Below are 15,148 nucleotides of genomic sequence, written 5' to 3'. Positions count from 1 at the left end.
GCTGGGAGCAGGCAGAAGCGGGCGCAGAGTCTCGCAACGGCCTCACCGGGTGGGCCACCTCCGGCTGAACTTTGGCGCAAAGGATGTTGAACGCAGGGGCGGACGGGTCCGGAACCGTCACCCCGCCCGGAACCGTCCCCCGTCCGGAACCGGCACCGGCCTGGCGCCGTCACCCCGCCCGGTGCCGGAACACCTCGGTCCCGACCGCCAGGCCGTGGTGGCGGCGCCGGTCGGCGGGCGTGCGGTGAAGTGCGATCAGGGCGGCGTCGTCGTTCAGCCGGCCGCCGACATGGGCGAGCAGATCGCGCCGCAGATGGTGCACCAGCGCTTCCGGACTGTCGTCGGTCCACCGCGCGACCCGCTCCGCCAGCGGATAGAACCGGCCGCGGCTGTCCCGGGCCTCCACCACCCCGTCCGTGTACAGCAACAGCGTGTCACCGGGCTCGAAGGAGAACACGTCCAGCGTGTGCTCGGTGCCGCCCTGCACCCCGAGGGGCGGTGACGGGTGCAGGCTCGGGACCGTGACGACATGCCCGGGGCTGAGCAGCAGGGGCGGGGGATGGCCGCAGCTGGTCATCTGAGTCACCGGGTCCTCGTCCGGAATGTCCACCAGCAGGGCGGTGGCGAACCGCTCGCCCGCCTCCTCCGGCGGCTCCAGGTCAGCCGAGTAGCGGGCGACGCTCTGGTCCAGCATGGCCGCCAGCTCCTGGAGCGGGATGTGCCGGTGCGCGCTCTCCCGGAACGCGCCCAGCACCAAAGCCGCCTCACCGATGGCCGACAGGCCCTTGCCGCGCACATCGCCGATCAGCATGCGCACCACGCCGTCGGACCGGTTCGCCGCGTACAGGTCACCGCCGATCTGCGCCTCGTCCTCCGCCGCCAGGTACAGCGAGGCGATGCGCAGCGGGCCGATCTCCTCGGGCAGCGGCCACATCAGGACGTGCTGCGCGGCCTCGGCGACCGTGCGGACCTGCGCGAGCTGGGCCTGCCGCCGTTGCCGCAGGACGCTGTAGACCACCGTCATCGCCGAGAGCACCGCGAGGGTGATGATCTGCACGATGTGGTTCGTGGTGCCCAGCCCGCCGTGGACGGTGGCGATCAGGATCTGCGCGGCCACCGCCAGCGCCCCGACGAACGCGGTGGTCCGGGGACCGGCGAACGACGGGGTCAGCGCCGGCGCGATGACCAGGGTCGGGCCGAGGTGAACATCGGCGGGGGCGCGGGTGTCCACCACCGTGATCACGACGATGAGCACGATCGGGAGCAGCAGCAGCGCGCCCGAGGACTGCCATCGTCGCCACCGCTGCCGCAGCGCCGCCACCGCCTGCCGGGGCCTCATGCCTACCAGAGTGCTCCCGGCCCGGTGGCCCGGCCACCGGGCGCAGGTCAGCAGGTAGGTCAGCGGTTCACGGACCGCATTCCCGCCTCGTCGTAGCGCTCACCCGCCGCCTCGGGCAGTTCGGCGTCGATGCGGGCGAGGTCGTCCTTGGTCAGCTCGATGTCGACCGCGGCGGCGTTCTGCTCCAGGTAGGTGCGGCGCTTGGTGCCGGGGATCGGCACCAGGTCCTCGCCCTGGGCCAGCACCCAGGCGATCGCCAGCTGGGCCGGGGTCACGCCCTTCTCGGCGGCGATCTCCTTCACCTTCGCCGCGAGCCGCTTGTTCGCCTCGATGTTGGCGTCCGTGAAGCGCGGGGTGCTGCGGCGGTAGTCGTTCTCGTCCAGCTCGTCGGCCGAGGTGAAGCGGCCCGCGAGGAAGCCGCGGCCCAGCGGCGAGTACGGCACGAACCCGATGCCCAGCTCCCGGCAGGCCGGCAGCACCTCGGCCTCCACGTCCCGCGACCACAGCGAGTACTCGCTCTGCACGGCGGTGATCGGGTGGACGGCGTGGGCGCGCCGGATGGTGTCCGCGCTCGCCTCGCTCAGCCCGATGTGCCGCACCTTGCCCTCGGCGACCAGCTCCGCCAGCGCGCCGACCGTCTCCTCGATGGGCACGTTCGGGTCGACCCGGTGCTGGTAGTACAGGTCGATGTAGTCGGTGCCCAGCCGTTCCAGCGAGCCGTGGATCGAGCTGCGGACGTGCTCGGCGGAACCGTCCTGCGGGCCGATCGTGCTCATGTCGCCGGGCACGGCGTTGTCCATGCGGTAGTTGAACTTCGTCGCGATCACGTACTCGTCGCGGTGCCCCCGGACCGCCTCGCCGACCAGCGACTCGTTGGTCAGCGGGCCGTAGAGCTGCGCGGTGTCGAGGAAGTTGACACCGATTTCAAGGGCGCGCCGGATGGTCGCGATGCCCTCGTCCTGGTCGGTGGAGCCGTAGAAGGCGGACATTCCCATGCAGCCGAGGCCGATGGCCGATACCCGGAGTTCCCGCAGACTGCGCTGTCGCATCTGGTGTCCCAGCCTTTCCCTGCACATTCGTTCGTCATTGGTCCCGTACGGCACGGGGGTCCCTCATCCATCAAGCGACGGATTCCGTCACCGGGCATCCCGGAGGGAGACCGGGTGACGCGACCCGTGTGAGCCGCCGGACGTCCGCGACGCTACGACTTGGAGCGCGCTCGAAGTCAAGGCGGGAAGGCAACGCCGGATGGACACGCCCTCCCGCACCCGGCGGCACCGGGAGCGGATCTTGACGCCTGCCTGCCCGCTCGCTGAACTGAGACGGATCGGGTCGCGCGAGCCTGCGGGGCCCATGGAGGGGGAACACTACTCGTGTGCGTGGGTCAGGTCGTCGGGGATCGGGCTCATGACCGAATTCAACCATGTGTTCGATTTTCTTGGCGCATTGTGGCTCCCCGTAGGCTCGCCCCCGTGATTGAGACCTTTGTGTTCGACGTCGGCGAGACACTCGCCCGGGACGATCGTTACTGGGCGTCGTGGGCGGACTGGCTCAACGTCCCGAGGCACACGCTGTCCGCCCTGGTCGGAGCTGTGGTCGCCGCCGGGCAGGACAACGCCGAAGCGGTCCGGCTGCTGCGCCCGGGAATCGACCTCGATGCGGAGTACCGGGCCCGCGAGGCGGCAGGCCGAGGTGAGCACCTCGACGAGGGCGACCTCTACGACGACGTGCGGCCAGCTCTCTCCTCTCTCCGCCAGGCGGGCGCCCGGGTCATCGTCGCCGGCAATCAGACCGCCCGCGCCGGCCAACTGCTGCGCGACCTGGACCTGCCTGCCGATCTGATCGCCACATCAGCAGAGTGGGGCGTGGCCAAGCCTCAGCCAGCGTTCTTCCAGCGGGTCATCGAGGTGGCTCAGGCGCCGGCCGACCGCATCGTGTACGTCGGCGACCACCCCGCCAACGACGTCCACCCGGCCAGGGCGGCCGGACTGAGGACGGCCCATGTGCGGCGCGGTCCGTGGGGGCATCTGTGGGCGGATGCGCCGGAGACGATCGCTGCGGCGGACTGGCGCATCGGTGGCCTCATGGACCTGGTGCATATCGTCGGGTGACAACAAGAAGGCGGCCCCGCCAAGTTGGCAGGGCCGTCTCGGGTACGCGCGGCGTGCGACGCGGGTACCGTTCGGAGTGAATGCCCGAACGGAGTCAGTATGTCCGCAATCACCGACGGGGGAGTAGGCCGGCGGATCGCCTACTACCGGAGCGTCGTTCGTCCGAAGATGACTCAGCAGGAACTGGCCAATGCCGCTTGCGTCGCCCTCGGCACGATCCGCAAGATCGAGCGTGGCGAGAGGGGCGTCACTGACGACACCTTGCAAGCCATCGCCGACGCTCTCGGAGTTGATCCGGCGCGCCTACGGCACGACCGCGGGCCCGCCCACTCACAGGCGCGGGATGCCCTTCCGGCACTCTCGGCCGCGATCGCCGCCTACGACTGCCCCGAAGACGGGCCGGTGCGGCCGGTCGCCAAGCTGCGCGAAGCGGTCGACACGGCAGTGCAGTGGAGGCTCGGCGCGCAGTACACGCGGATCGTCCGTGATCTGCCGGACCTGCTGACCGAGCTGACACGGGCCTACCACATGGCAGCTGGCGCGGGGCGAGCTGAGCTGGCGCAGCTGCTGGTGAGCGCCTACCGCTGTGCAGACGCGGCCGCCTACAAGCTTGGCGCGCACGACCTCTCGGCCCGCCTGGTCGAACTGATGCGATGGGCGGCGGCGGCAGCTGAGGACCCCCTGCTGACTGCATCGGTGGCGTACGTGCGCACCGAGACGTTCTTCGCGGCACGCGCTCACGCTGCAGGCCTGCGCACCCTCGGTCAGGCTATCGACGCGGCACCCGCACCGTCGACGGCAGCGCAACAGGCCGCGCGCGGGGCGCTGCACATGAGGGCCGCCGTCATCGCCGGCCGGGCCAAGGACGCGGACGCCGCGGCCGCGCACCTAGCGGTGGTTTGTTAGACCGGGGAGTAGAGATCAAGTGGGTGGCCTGCGCCGACGGCGTTGATCAGGGCTTGGAGTTCGGGTGGCGGTGGTGCGTTGCTCCAGGCTCGCCACAAGCGTTGGAGGGTGGCCCAGGGGTTGAGCCAGGCCCGGACGGCGCGGATGGCCTTGGGCCAGCTGGCCGGGTGGGGCTGGTGGGTTCCATTTGGGCCCCCTCTCAGCCGGTCCCGCCGGCGTGGCAGGTGGGACCGCTGGGGCGACGGCGGGCTCCGGGGGTGGGGGCTGGGTGAACCAGGTGTCCCAGCAGAAGGAGAACGCGCAGGTGACCAGGGTCTGGTGGCGGCGGATGGCGGTGTCGGAGCGGACCTGGAAGTCGGCCCAGCCGAGTTCGTCCTTGACCTGCTTGTAGCTCTGTTCGATCCAGTGTCGGATGCCGTAGATCCGCACGATTTCGTGCAGGTCGGCGGCCGGTTCTGGGCTGTCGGCCTCGCGGGGACTGCCCGGGCGGGGCAGGTCGGTGGCCAGGTACCAGGTGGCCTGCGTGGGCAGTGTGTCCGGGTCTGTGGTCGCCACGACCAGGCGGACGTTTCCGTCGGGTCCCCACCAGCCGAGGTGGGCGTCGGCGGCCCACCATGTCTCGGTGTGCCCGTCGCGGAAGGTCCGCTCGACGGCGGTCCAGTCGCCGGGATGCTCGGGGTCTGTCCAGGTCAGGGCGCGGGCGGCGTCGGCGGGGGTGTAGGCGTCCTTGCCGTAGGCCCAGGTGCCGTGGCTCGGTTTGAGGGCCATGACGAACGGTAACCCGGCTGCGTCGAGTTGCCTGCGGAAGCCGTCTTGGTCGCCGTATGCGCAGTCGGCGGCCACGGCTCGGAAGGTCACTCCGGCGGCCTTGGCCGTGCGGGCCAGTTCGGCGGCGATCTGCAGTTTCGTGCGGAAGTCGGGGTCGCTCTTGCCCTTGGGGAAGTGGTGGGCGGGGCTGTAGGGCACGGCGTGCAGCGGGTAGTAGAGGTTCTCGTCGGCCCAGCAGGTGGTCACGGTGACGATGCCGTTGTCGGTCTTGCCCAGTCGGCCCAGCCACTGCCGGCCGATGTGGGCGGTCGCCTTGCCGTCCTTGCGGTCACCCGAGTCGTCGATCACCAGCACCCCGCCCGCGTGGGGCGCGGTTGCGGGGTCGGCCAGCAGCAGTTCCACCCTGCGGGCGTTGACCTGCTCGTGGTCCCAGGTCGACTCGGACAGGAAGAACTGCAGCCTCTGCACCGAGGGGTGCTGGGCGCCGACGACGGGTTCGGAGCCGGCCAGGCATGTCAGCGTCTTGTTGCGGTCCCGCGGCAGCAGCAGCCCCGTGAGGTACTCGCGGAACCCCCGGCGCTGTGCCAGGGTGGAGAGGAGGTCATCAAAGCGTGCGGCGTAGGCTTCCAGCGGGCCAGGAGCGGGCGGACACGGCAGACGACGGGTCATCACAAGCCCCCAGGCGGCGAGGCGACGTTCCTCTGCTACCGGCCTACTGCGGCCCTGACCCGCCGTCAACAAACCACCGCTAGGCGACGCCGAGCGCCTGGCCAAGCAGGTGCAGGAGGACGTGTACTACGGCACCGCTTTCGGGCCCGACTCTGTGCGGATCCATCAGGTGTCGGTCGCGGTGAGCCTGGGCGGTGACCATGTGAGTACCGCCCTGGACATCACACACGAATGGAAGCCTCCGACCACCCTTGTCGCAGAGCGCCGCTCCGGCTTCTACATCGAACTGGCGCGCGCTCAGCTCTGGGCGGGCATGCCCGACGGCGCCTTCGAGTCGCTGAAAGTCGCCCGCAAGATCGCACCTCAGCACACCCGTGACCATCCCTGGGTCCGGGAAGACGCTTCGACGCTGAGGCGCCTGCGTCGCGCCGACTCGGAGACGCTGACGTCCTTCGCGGAGTGGTGCGCCGCCACCTGAGAACCATCCGTCGCCAAGTACCCCTTGCCGGGGTACTTGTGATGCTCCCTCACCCTCAGCATGAGTGCCACGCGCAGGCACCACAGATGGGCACGGGAAATGCAGGGAACACGCTTGCTCACGCCGACGGTCGTTGACCGCCGTGTGAGCATCGTCCGCCTTCACGGCGAGGCGTGCTTCGACTGCGGCGCCGTGAACAGGCCCATGCGCGCGGCGGGCGAAGTCGTCGTCTCTGGCACTACCCGAGTCTGGCAGGTCCGCTCTTGCGGCTGCCGGTCCCGGGTGGCGCCGAGTCGACAGCGCCCGGCAGGTGCCACGCAAGGCCCGGCGACCGCGCGAACGGTCCCGGGAGTGGCCAACGCTCATACCAGCGAGGGAGCGTCGACATGACGAACGGTACCGCCCTGCCCGGGGCCAGCGCACGGGGCAGCGGCATGACGATGCGGGTCTACTCCGTGGACCGCTACGGCAGGATCAGCCAGGACCGGGGCACGGTCACCGTGACGTACGGGAACCAGTTGTCGCCGGAGCCGGTGATGAGCACCGCCTTCCCGCCCTGTGAGTGCTCCCGGTGCCTGTCCGGACGGGCGGTGCGCCGGTGAACGCCACAGTGAAGCAGGGCAACGACACCGGCCTGGTGGACATCGCAACGATGCGCGAGATCGTGGCTTTGCTGCTGGGGCCGGACGACGGGCCCGAAGCGCTTCCCCCGGCCCCCCGAGAGCTGGACACGCTCACCTCGATACTGCGAGGCCACCTGGAGCTGCTGATCCCGGAGGTGGAGGCGAAAGCCGGGCGACTGCCCAAGGACAGCGTCCCCCGGTACTGCGCGATCGCCTGCGTCGGTGAGGCACGTGGCAAGCTCAGCGCTCGGGCCGGCGCGGACCCGCACGGTGCAGCGGCGTACGCACGGAAGCTGGCCCGCACGCTCAGAGCACTGTGCGACCACTTCGAGGCGCTCACCGGGCAGGGCGTATGCGTGGCCTGCGACCGGTCGATGCGCGCCACCGACGAAACGGTCACTTACGACCGGGTCAGCAACTCCGGCGGCGCCCTGACGAGTCGCATTCACGCCGCGTGCGCCGAGCGTCCGCGCCCCGCTTTCTGAGCGGCATCACCCAGCCCCGGGTCCAGGGGCCCCATGGCGACCGCAGGGTCAGGGTCGCACTAAGCCCCCGCCTCTCCGGTGTCCCGGAAGACCTGGAGCGGCGGGTCACGCCCGTCCCGTCGGCGTCCCGCAAGTCGCTGGCGGGACGGGTTCATCCACGAAGGCTCTAGGAGGAATCAACGATGTCCGTTTCCAAGTCCGAAGTCGCCGTCACCTCGGTGTCGGCGGAGGAGCCCGAGGAGATCACCGGCCCTGTGGTGGTCGCCGTCGACGTTGAGGACGACGACCCGTACACGGCCTGATCCCGTGGCGCCTCTCCCATCTCGTTGGTCCCGTTGGGGTCCGGGGAGGGGCGCCTCCTCGCGTTCGACCGTATGGAGGTCGCAGTGATTCACGTGTTCGTCGGGCCGACGCTGTCACGATCCGAGCCGCAGCTTGCCGCACCCGGCGTGCGGGCGTGGCCGCCGGGGCGGCACGGGGACCTGTTCGATCCCGCGATCCGCGTCGGCGACACTGCGGTGATCATCGACGGGGTGTATCACCAGGCTCCGGCGCTCCGCCATAAGGAGATCCTGGCCACGATGGGCCGGGGCGTCCGGGTGATCGGGGCGGCGAGCATCGGCGCGCTGCGGGCGGCCGAATTGGCGCCCTACGGAATGTTCGGGGTCGGCAGCATCTACACCGCCTACACCCAGGGAGACATCTACGGCGACGACGAGGTCGCGGTCGGGCAGGCCCCGGATGGGGAGTGGGACGCGCTGACCTGGCCGGTGGTCAACCTCCGGCATGTCCTGGACCTAGCCCGGTCAGCTGAGGTACTCGCCGGCGAGCGGGCCGCCAGCCTGCTGATGGCGCTGCGCGCGGTCTACTACCCGCAGCGTACGTGGGCCGCGGTGCGGACCGTGTGCCGCCGCCAGGGCGAGGCGGAGTTCGCCGACTGGATGGCCGACCAGACCAAGCGCGACCAGCACTTCGGCGACCTTAAGCGCGTCGATGCCCTCGCCGCAGTCAGCACGGCACTCCAAGGCCTCCCGCCGGCTGAGACTGCCCCGCCATCCCCGCACACGTGGGAAACGCCCTACTTCCGCCGCTGGTCCAACACCTTCGCCCGCGCCCGCGTTGACGGGCTGGACCTGTCCACCGAAGACCGGCTCATCTACCAGCAGGTGTTCGACCCCGTATTCCGGGCGAGGTGGGCGTCCTACCTGGAACACCTCTCCTGGCGCCCCGCTGGCGGAACCCCCGGGCTGCCGCTGAGGACCCGGTTGGCGCAGGTCACCAGCGGTACCCTGCCCGCTCACCGGGTGTTCCACCCAACCGTGGACCTGCGCGACGAGGCAGCGGTGGTGCTGCTGCTGGCCGACGAAACCTTCGAGGACCGTGCGGCGGTCGCCCGCTACGCCGACGCCCTGGCCGAGGTTCGCCGCAGCCGGCCTGGATTCTCGATCGCGGCAGTGCGGGACGACCTCGCTCGCCAGATGCTGCTGCGGGTGTGGCGGTGCCCTGAGCACCTGCTCGACGAGGAAGCCTCTGCCCGCGGGCTGGTCTGCGGGGCGCGGGCGGTCGAGGCGGCGAAGCGGCTGGTGCCCGGGTATCTGGCCGAGTCGTCTGAGCAAAGGGAGGCGGCCAGTGCTGCCCGCTGACGACCTGGTGATACTGCCGGGCACGATGCGAGCCCGGCCTGCGGAGGAGACGTGGCAGACCCTCGCGGGGCTGTTGCCGTCGTACGGGATCACCCGCGTGGCCCGGCTGACGGATCTGGACTGCATCGGGTTGCCGGTCTGGACGGCGATCCGGCCCGCGTCCATGACCCTGAGCACGTCCCAGGGCAAGGGCGCCACCGACCTGCTGGCCAAGCTGTCGGCCGTGATGGAGGCGATCGAGCTGTGGCACGCCGAGCAGCCGCTGCCGATCGCGGCACGTGGCTCAGCCGTGGAGGTCGCCCCCGGCTATCCGGTCTCCGCGCTGCCGCTCACCGTCTCGTACCCCGAGGACACTCTTGCCCGGATGGTGTGGGAGTGGACCACGGGAACTGGCCTCATGAGCGGCCAGAAGGTGCTGTTGCCGGTCGACCTGGTCCGTCGCCGGGCGCAGCGGCCTGAGTGGAGCCCGGATCTGCTGCGCGCGACGAGCACCGGTCTGGCGTGCGGGAACACCCGCGGCGAGGCGTTGCTGCACGCGCTGTTTGAGGTCGTGGAACGGGATGTGCTGTTCCAGGACGGACAGTGCGGCGGCCAGCGGCGGACGGTGATCGACCCGGCGACAGTCGATGACCCCTACGGCCGGGAGGTGATCGACCGGTTGAGTGCCGCCGGGATGGCGTTGGAACTGGCGCTCGTAGACGGCCCGTACGGGATCCCGGTGTGCCTGGCCTACCTGTGGTCCGAGGACTTCCCGGTCGTTTTTGCCGGCGGCGGGTGCCACAGCAGTCCGGTCATCGCCCTGACCCGGGCGGTGACCGAGGCGGCGCAGTCACGGCTGACGGCCATCGCCGGAACGCGGGATGACCTCCCGAGCGACCTCGCTTGGTTAGACACCCCGCCCTTCCGCCCGCAGCAGCGAACAGGGCTTGCCGTGTGGCCGGAGACAACCACCCACTTCGCCTCGGTCCCGGGCGGCTTCGCCGACCAGGTCCGGGACGTGGCGCGGCGGGTCGAACTCATCACCGGATACGAACCGATGGCCCTTGACCTGTCGGACGCGTGGACCCCCGTCTACGCGGTCCAGGTCATCTGTCCCGGCACCCGATCACGGATCAGGAGGGCGATGCCGCGATGACACTCCACTCCGTCACCCCATCCACCCCACAGTCCCAGCAGCTCGCGTCCCAGTACGATGCGCTGCACGCCGCGCGGGCACGCACCCCACTGGTCGCCCGCTTGTACGCCGAGGCGATGGACGAGGACTACCCCATAGAGGTCAACGCCTCCAGCTCGTGTGACTGGCCCTTGCTGGGGCTGCTGACCGCGCGCCTGCGGATGCGGCCCGGTCAGCTCCTGGTGGACGCCGGCTGCGGCAACGGCGGCATCGGACTGTGGCTGGCCCGCTCCCTGGCCGTACGCCTGGTGGGCTTCGACATCTCTCCCGTTGCCGTCGCGCAGGCCACAGCCCGGCGCACTGACTTCGTTCCCGCCGACCAAGCGGCCTTCCACGTCGCCCGGTTGGACGCCACCGGCCTGCCCGACGGCTGCGCCCACGGCGCGGTGTGCGTGGATGCCCTCGGCCGCGCCGGAGACCGGCAAGCAGCACTACGTGAACTCGGCCGCGTCCTGGCGCCCGGCGGTCGGCTGCTTCTCACCCGCGGCCTGCGACCCGACGTGAAGCCGGCCTGGGAGGAAGAGGCGCCCGCCGCCGGGCTGATCCTGGAGCACGTGGACGAGCGGCCCACCGAGCCAGCCATGTGGGAACGGCTCTACCGGCTGTGGATCCGGCACGCCGACGAGCTGCGGCGCGAACTCGGCGACGTTCCGGCCCAGAACATGCTGATCGAGGCGGACCGGATGCTTCCCGTACTTCCCGGCCGCCGCGCGGTCCTGCTGACCCTGCGGCGCGCCAGCACGTCACCGGCCGCGCCCTACGCGGCCGGTACGATGGCGCAGCCCAGCCGCCCCCAGGGCGGTGGATCCGTGTCCACCGAGAGGACCCCGCAGTGAGCCAGAACCGCCCCGCCCGCGTGGCGGTGTTCTCGGCCGGGTCCTGGGGTACGGCCGTGGCCAAGATCCTGGGCGACGCCGGCACCAGCGTGGTGGTGCACGCCCGCCGGGATGAGATCGCCGACGGGATCAACGCCCGGCACCGCAACGTCGGCTACTTCCCGGACATCGAGCTGCCTGCCGCTGTGATGGCGACGACCGACCCGGCCGCCGCGCTGGACGGCGCGGACTTCCTGGTGCTGTCGATCCCTGCGCAGACCCTACGGACCAACCTCGCCACGTGGGCGCCACATATCGGATCCGGCACCGTGATCGTGTCGCTGATGAAGGGGATCGAGCAGAGTAGCGGGCTGCGCGCGAGTCAGATCATCGCCGAGGTCACCGGCGTGAGTGCGGACCGGGTCGCGGTGCTGTCGGGTCCGAACCTGGCGCGCGAGATCATGGAGGGCCAGCCGGCCGCGGCCACCGTCGCCTGCCTGGACGAGGACGCCGCCCGCCGCTTCCAGCAGGCGTGCCACACCCCGTACTTCCGGCCCTACACCAGCACCGACGTCATCGGCTGCGAGCTGGGCGGCGCGGTGAAGAACGTCATCGCCCTCGCGGTCGGCATCGCCTCAGGCATGGGCCTGGGCGACAACGCGACGGCCATGCTCATCACGCGCGGGCTGGCGGAGACTACCCGGCTGGGCACCGCCATGGGTGCCCACCCGGCCACCCTCGCCGGTCTGGCCGGCCTCGGTGACCTGGTGGCCACCTGCTCCTCGCCGCTGTCCCGGAACCGCACCTTCGGCACCCACCTCGGCCGGGGCCTGAGCGTCCAAGAGGCGACGGCCGTCACCCGGCAGACCACCGAGGGCGTCAAGAGCGCGCAGGCGGTCCTCGCCCTGGCCCACGCTCACGACGTCGAGATGCCGATCACTTCCGTGGTCTCCGCGCTGCTGCACGAGAAGGTCACCCTCACAGAGGCCGCGGCTGCGCTGATGCAGCGGCCCCCCAAGCCCGAGCGCTGACCCGGTGCCCCGTAAGGGGGCACACCCCCCTTCATTTCACCCTCCCTGCCCGGAGGTTCCTGCCATGCTGTCCGCTGTCCAGATCGCCGTCACTTTCGGCCTGGTGGCATGGATGATCACTGGCTTCACCCGCCTGCCCGGCCGCTGGCTGCGCTGGCGGATGTTCTGCCGCGCCACCTTCACGATCATCTCGCTCACCGGCACCACCATGGACGGGCACACCGAGCCCGTGAACGTCTACGACTACCTGTCCCCGGGGAGCTTCATCCTCGGGCCGCCCCAGCTCCAGACGATCCTCAACCACCTCACACGCAGCGGCCGGTACGACCGGATCGACGGACACGGCCGCGTCCTGTCCGCCCGCGGTGAGCAGCCCGTGGAGGTGAGGGCCAGCCGTGTGGTTCTTTGACGCCGCCGCCTCCGGCTTCCAGCACCCCACCGACCCCGGACACCTCCAATCCTTCCGAATCACCTTCGGCACCGTGCTCACCCTGCGCTTCATCCTCGCCTTCGGCCAGGGCGGCTGGGACCGCTTCACCCCTGGATCGCTCAGCGCCCACCTTGCCGAGCAGCGCCTCGGCCCCGCCCGGGCCCGCCTCCTGATCACCGTCTACCGGCCCGCGCTGATCGTCCGTACGGCCGCCGCCCTCGCCCTGGCGCTCGGCCTCGTCCCCCGCCTAGCGCTGCTGGTGGTCTTGGTCGGCGCCGCGATGGAGTTGCTGTACCTCAAGAGCCCCAACGCCATCCGCTATACCCTGCTGACCGGCACCTGCCTCCTGCTCGCCAAAGACCTCGGCCACGGCCTGCACGTCGAGCACGGCCTGAGCACCGCGAACACGTGGTCGCAATGTCTCCTCGTGCTGATCACCACTGACATCTACTGGAACAGCGCCTGGCAGAAACTCCGCTCCCCTCAGTTCCGCACCGGCCTCTACCTCGCCCAGTGGATCCACACCTACACCCAGGTCAGGGACCAGCTTTCCTACCGGCGCCAGTACGCCGTTCCCGGCCTCGTCCGCCGCCACGCGGGCAACCTCACCGACCGGGACGTCCGCCTCTGGCGCGCGGTCGCGGTCACCGTCATCACGGCTGAGATCGCACTGCCGCCCGCGCTGCTCATCCCGCAGACGATGCCGTTCGCGGTCGCCACCGGTATCGGGATGCACGCCGCGTTCACCTGCCTCAAACCCCGCCAACTGCTCACATTCTCCGGCCTGACCGTTGGCACCTACGTCGCCTTCGTCGCTTGACAGCACCGCGCCCCGCTGAGTCCCGGAAGACTCGGCGGGGCGGGTCTCCGGCATAGCAGGCCGTCTCATTTCGCCAGTTGGTGGCGGTAGATGGCGGGAGCGAAGACGGGCAATCGGGCCCACCGTGTCCCATGATCAGATAGCGTGCTCGCTCATGGGGGAGCTGATATTGATCAGGCACGGCCAGACTGAGTGGAGCCTGTCGGGCCAGCACGCGGGGCGCACTGACGTTCCGCTGACTGACGCGGGTGAGGCATCGGCCAAGGCGCTCGCTTCGAGGTTGGCCCGACGCCCGTTGGTCAGCGTGTTCAGTAGCCCGCTGAGCCGCGCCATGCGGACGGCCGAGCTGGCGGGACTGACCGACGTCAGGCCCGATCCCGACCTGGTGGAGTGGGACTACGGCGGCTATGAGGGCCTGACCGCCGCGCAGATCCGCGAGGGGCGGCCGGGCTGGGACCTGTGGCGGGACGGCGTCATTCCCGGCGACGTTGACCATCCCGGTGAGCGGCTCGAGCAGGTGGCCGCGCGCACGGACGCGGTGCTGGACCGGATCCGGCCGCTGCTGAACGACGGCGACGTCGCCGTGGTCGCTCACGGTCATCTAGCGCGCGTGCTCACCGTGCGGTGGCTGGGCCTGGACGCGTCGGCCAGCCGACTACTGGGCCACCCACATCCCGGAACTCTGAGTTTCCTGGCCACTGAGGACGGGCAACCGTTCATCTCCGCCTGGAACGTGCCGTAGTGGCAGCCCGCCGCATCACGCCTGCCGTGAGAGGCGCCGCCAGCAGATGAGAGCCGCAGCGATGCCGGCGAAGGCGAGGAAGTGTTCCGCCTTGCGTTCGTAACGGCGGTGCAGACGGCGGCACCCGGCCAGCCAGGCCACCGTCCGTTCCACGGTCCAACGGTGGCGGCCCAGGCGCTGGGAGGACTCGATGCCCTTGCGGGCGATGCGCGGCGTGATGTTCCGAGAGCGCAGCCACCGCCGCAGGTGGTTGTAGTCATACCCCTTGTCGCCATGGAGTTTGGCGGGCCGTCGTCGACGCGGTCCCTGGCGGGAGCGGATGGGCGGGATGCCGCGGACGAGGGGTTCGAGCCCCCGGCTGTCGTGGGTGTTTGCGGCGGAGATGCCAATCGAGAGGGGCAGACCGGTCCGCTCGGCGACCAAGTGGATCTTTGAGCCCATCTTGCCGCGGTCTACGGGATTCGGACCCGTCAAATCCCCCCTTTCATCGCCCGCATGTTCACCGAGTCGATCGCGCACCGAGACCAGTCGAGCTCACCGCGGAAGCCGAGCTCGTCCAGGACCAGGCGGTGGAGCTTGCCCCAGACCCGGGCCCGGCTCCATTCAGTGAACCGCCGGTGCGCGGTCGGCCCGGACAGGCCGAAGCCGGGCGGCAGTTGTCGCCACGTACACCCCGTTGTGGCCACGAACACGATGGTGGCCAGCACCTGCCTATCCCCATACCTGCGCCGACCGCCACCCTGCGGTCGCACCGGAGCAGCCGGTACCACCCGCTGGAACAACTCCCACAACCCATCCGACACCAGACGCTCCACCATCGCCATCACGCCTGACAGCCTAGTGATCACGCCAGTTGAGACGGTCTCTAAGAAACGCGCATGGTCGGTTTCTTTTCACACGGGGTGTGTTGAGCGTGCTGCATGACTATGCCCAACGCACGGTTCCGAAAGGGGCGTTCCGGTAGCAGGCTTCCGTTTGTCGCCCCGCCGCGCAGGAGGTCCGGAAGCCTCCCAGCACGGCGGGGCTTTCTGTGTTGCAGGCTCGGCGCAGGAGAGGTCGGCGACGCCGAGTGTTAGTGGTTACTTGCATTACATCCCGATGGCCGATATCCGGA

Annotated in this window: 15 protein-coding genes and 1 pseudogene; 12 read left to right on the top strand and 4 right to left on the bottom strand. The window is 70.2% G+C overall.

Going from position 1 to position 15,148, the window contains the following annotated elements; genetic code table 11:
- Positions 1-169 precede the first annotated feature (169 nt).
- Together ACWD35_RS28575 and ACWD35_RS28570 are read right to left on the bottom strand one after the other, a co-directional pair.
- Positions 170-1,339, bottom strand: a complete 1,170-nt coding sequence (locus tag ACWD35_RS28575) for a PP2C family protein-serine/threonine phosphatase (RefSeq protein ID WP_451354181.1) — start codon at positions 1,337-1,339, stop codon at positions 170-172.
- A 59-nt stretch (positions 1,340-1,398) separates the two neighbouring features.
- On the bottom strand, positions 1,399-2,388 hold the full coding sequence (locus tag ACWD35_RS28570; protein WP_451354180.1) for an aldo/keto reductase: 990 nt from the start codon (positions 2,386-2,388) through the stop codon (positions 1,399-1,401).
- Between the two features lie 423 nt (positions 2,389-2,811).
- On the opposite strand from ACWD35_RS28570, the gene ACWD35_RS28565 reads away from it, so the two are divergent.
- Together ACWD35_RS28565 and ACWD35_RS28560 are read left to right on the top strand one after the other, a co-directional pair.
- Positions 2,812-3,450, top strand: a complete 639-nt coding sequence (locus ACWD35_RS28565) for an HAD family hydrolase (protein WP_451354179.1) — start codon at positions 2,812-2,814, stop codon at positions 3,448-3,450.
- A 99-nt stretch (positions 3,451-3,549) separates the two neighbouring features.
- Entirely contained in the window at positions 3,550-4,356 is an 807-nt protein-coding gene (locus ACWD35_RS28560; RefSeq protein WP_451354178.1) for a helix-turn-helix domain-containing protein, read from the top strand.
- Positions 4,357-4,371: 15 nt separating this feature from the next.
- On the opposite strand, the gene ACWD35_RS28555 is transcribed toward ACWD35_RS28560, so the two are convergent.
- Positions 4,372-5,793 carry an IS701 family transposase gene (locus ACWD35_RS28555; protein ID WP_451354177.1) on the bottom strand — a complete coding sequence of 474 codons (1,422 nt, stop codon included), beginning with the start codon at positions 5,791-5,793 and terminating at the stop codon, positions 4,372-4,374.
- 79 nt (positions 5,794-5,872) lie between these two features.
- On the opposite strand from ACWD35_RS28555, the pseudogene ACWD35_RS28550 reads away from it, so the two are divergent.
- From ACWD35_RS28550 to ACWD35_RS28505, 10 genes and pseudogenes are all read left to right on the top strand, one after another.
- A pseudogene (locus tag ACWD35_RS28550) lies at positions 5,873-6,271 on the top strand (transcriptional regulator); the annotation flags it as partial.
- A 386-nt stretch (positions 6,272-6,657) separates the two neighbouring features.
- Positions 6,658-6,873, top strand: coding sequence for a hypothetical protein (locus ACWD35_RS28545; RefSeq protein ID WP_451354176.1), 216 nt, complete (start codon positions 6,658-6,660; stop codon positions 6,871-6,873).
- Positions 6,870-7,379: a DUF6415 family natural product biosynthesis protein gene (locus ACWD35_RS28540; RefSeq protein WP_451354175.1), complete on the top strand. Its 510-nt coding sequence runs from the start codon at positions 6,870-6,872 to the stop codon at positions 7,377-7,379. Before ACWD35_RS28545 ends, ACWD35_RS28540 begins: the two co-directional genes overlap by 4 nt.
- A gap of 386 nt (positions 7,380-7,765) precedes the next feature.
- On the top strand, positions 7,766-9,022 hold the full coding sequence (locus ACWD35_RS28535) for a TfuA-like protein (RefSeq protein WP_451354174.1): 1,257 nt from the start codon (positions 7,766-7,768) through the stop codon (positions 9,020-9,022).
- Positions 9,023-9,047: 25 nt separating this feature from the next.
- Complete coding sequence (locus tag ACWD35_RS28530) at positions 9,048-10,157, top strand: YcaO-like family protein (RefSeq protein ID WP_451354269.1); 1,110 nt, start codon at positions 9,048-9,050, stop codon at positions 10,155-10,157.
- On the top strand, positions 10,154-11,032 hold the full coding sequence (locus ACWD35_RS28525) for a class I SAM-dependent methyltransferase (protein ID WP_451354173.1): 879 nt from the start codon (positions 10,154-10,156) through the stop codon (positions 11,030-11,032). The genes ACWD35_RS28530 and ACWD35_RS28525 overlap by 4 nt, the downstream gene beginning before the upstream one ends.
- On the top strand, positions 11,029-12,042 hold the full coding sequence (locus ACWD35_RS28520) for an NAD(P)H-dependent glycerol-3-phosphate dehydrogenase (protein ID WP_451354172.1): 1,014 nt from the start codon (positions 11,029-11,031) through the stop codon (positions 12,040-12,042). Before ACWD35_RS28525 ends, ACWD35_RS28520 begins: the two co-directional genes overlap by 4 nt.
- A gap of 64 nt (positions 12,043-12,106) precedes the next feature.
- Positions 12,107-12,451: a hypothetical protein gene (locus tag ACWD35_RS28515; protein ID WP_451354171.1), complete on the top strand. Its 345-nt coding sequence runs from the start codon at positions 12,107-12,109 to the stop codon at positions 12,449-12,451.
- Positions 12,438-13,292, top strand: coding sequence for a hypothetical protein (locus ACWD35_RS28510; protein ID WP_451354170.1), 855 nt, complete (start codon positions 12,438-12,440; stop codon positions 13,290-13,292). Before ACWD35_RS28515 ends, ACWD35_RS28510 begins: the two co-directional genes overlap by 14 nt.
- 154 nt (positions 13,293-13,446) lie before the next feature.
- The gene (locus ACWD35_RS28505) at positions 13,447-14,034 is read left to right on the top strand and encodes a histidine phosphatase family protein (protein ID WP_451354169.1); all 588 of its coding nucleotides are present in this window, start codon (positions 13,447-13,449) and stop codon (positions 14,032-14,034) included.
- 15 nt (positions 14,035-14,049) lie between these two features.
- On the opposite strand, the gene ACWD35_RS28500 is transcribed toward ACWD35_RS28505, so the two are convergent.
- A protein-coding gene (locus tag ACWD35_RS28500; RefSeq protein WP_451354268.1) for an IS5 family transposase occupies positions 14,050-14,852 on the bottom strand; the annotation gives its coding sequence in 2 pieces (ribosomal slippage) (positions 14,050-14,510 and positions 14,510-14,852; 804 coding nt in all).
- Between the last annotated feature and the right edge of the window lie 296 nt (positions 14,853-15,148).

The sequence above is a fragment of the Streptomyces sp. NPDC002671 genome (genome assembly GCF_053592475.1).
Note: the sequence above shows the minus strand (reverse complement) of the source record. Positions and strands in the feature narration are given on the sequence as shown.

Coding starts and splice junctions, on each gene's coding strand:
- ACWD35_RS28575 (WP_451354181.1), bottom strand. CDS start 1,339: ATGAGGCCCCGGCAGGCGGTGGCGGCGCTGCGGCAGCGGTGGCGACGA.
- ACWD35_RS28570 (WP_451354180.1), bottom strand. CDS start 2,388: ATGCGACAGCGCAGTCTGCGGGAACTCCGGGTATCGGCCATCGGCCTC.
- ACWD35_RS28560 (WP_451354178.1), top strand. CDS start 3,550: ATGTCCGCAATCACCGACGGGGGAGTAGGCCGGCGGATCGCCTACTAC.
- ACWD35_RS28555 (WP_451354177.1), bottom strand. CDS start 5,793: ATGACCCGTCGTCTGCCGTGTCCGCCCGCTCCTGGCCCGCTGGAAGCC.
- ACWD35_RS28545 (WP_451354176.1), top strand. CDS start 6,658: ATGACGAACGGTACCGCCCTGCCCGGGGCCAGCGCACGGGGCAGCGGC.
- ACWD35_RS28530 (WP_451354269.1), top strand. CDS start 9,048: ATGCGAGCCCGGCCTGCGGAGGAGACGTGGCAGACCCTCGCGGGGCTG.
- ACWD35_RS28525 (WP_451354173.1), top strand. CDS start 10,154: ATGACACTCCACTCCGTCACCCCATCCACCCCACAGTCCCAGCAGCTC.
- ACWD35_RS28515 (WP_451354171.1), top strand. CDS start 12,107: ATGCTGTCCGCTGTCCAGATCGCCGTCACTTTCGGCCTGGTGGCATGG.
- ACWD35_RS28505 (WP_451354169.1), top strand. CDS start 13,447: ATGGGGGAGCTGATATTGATCAGGCACGGCCAGACTGAGTGGAGCCTG.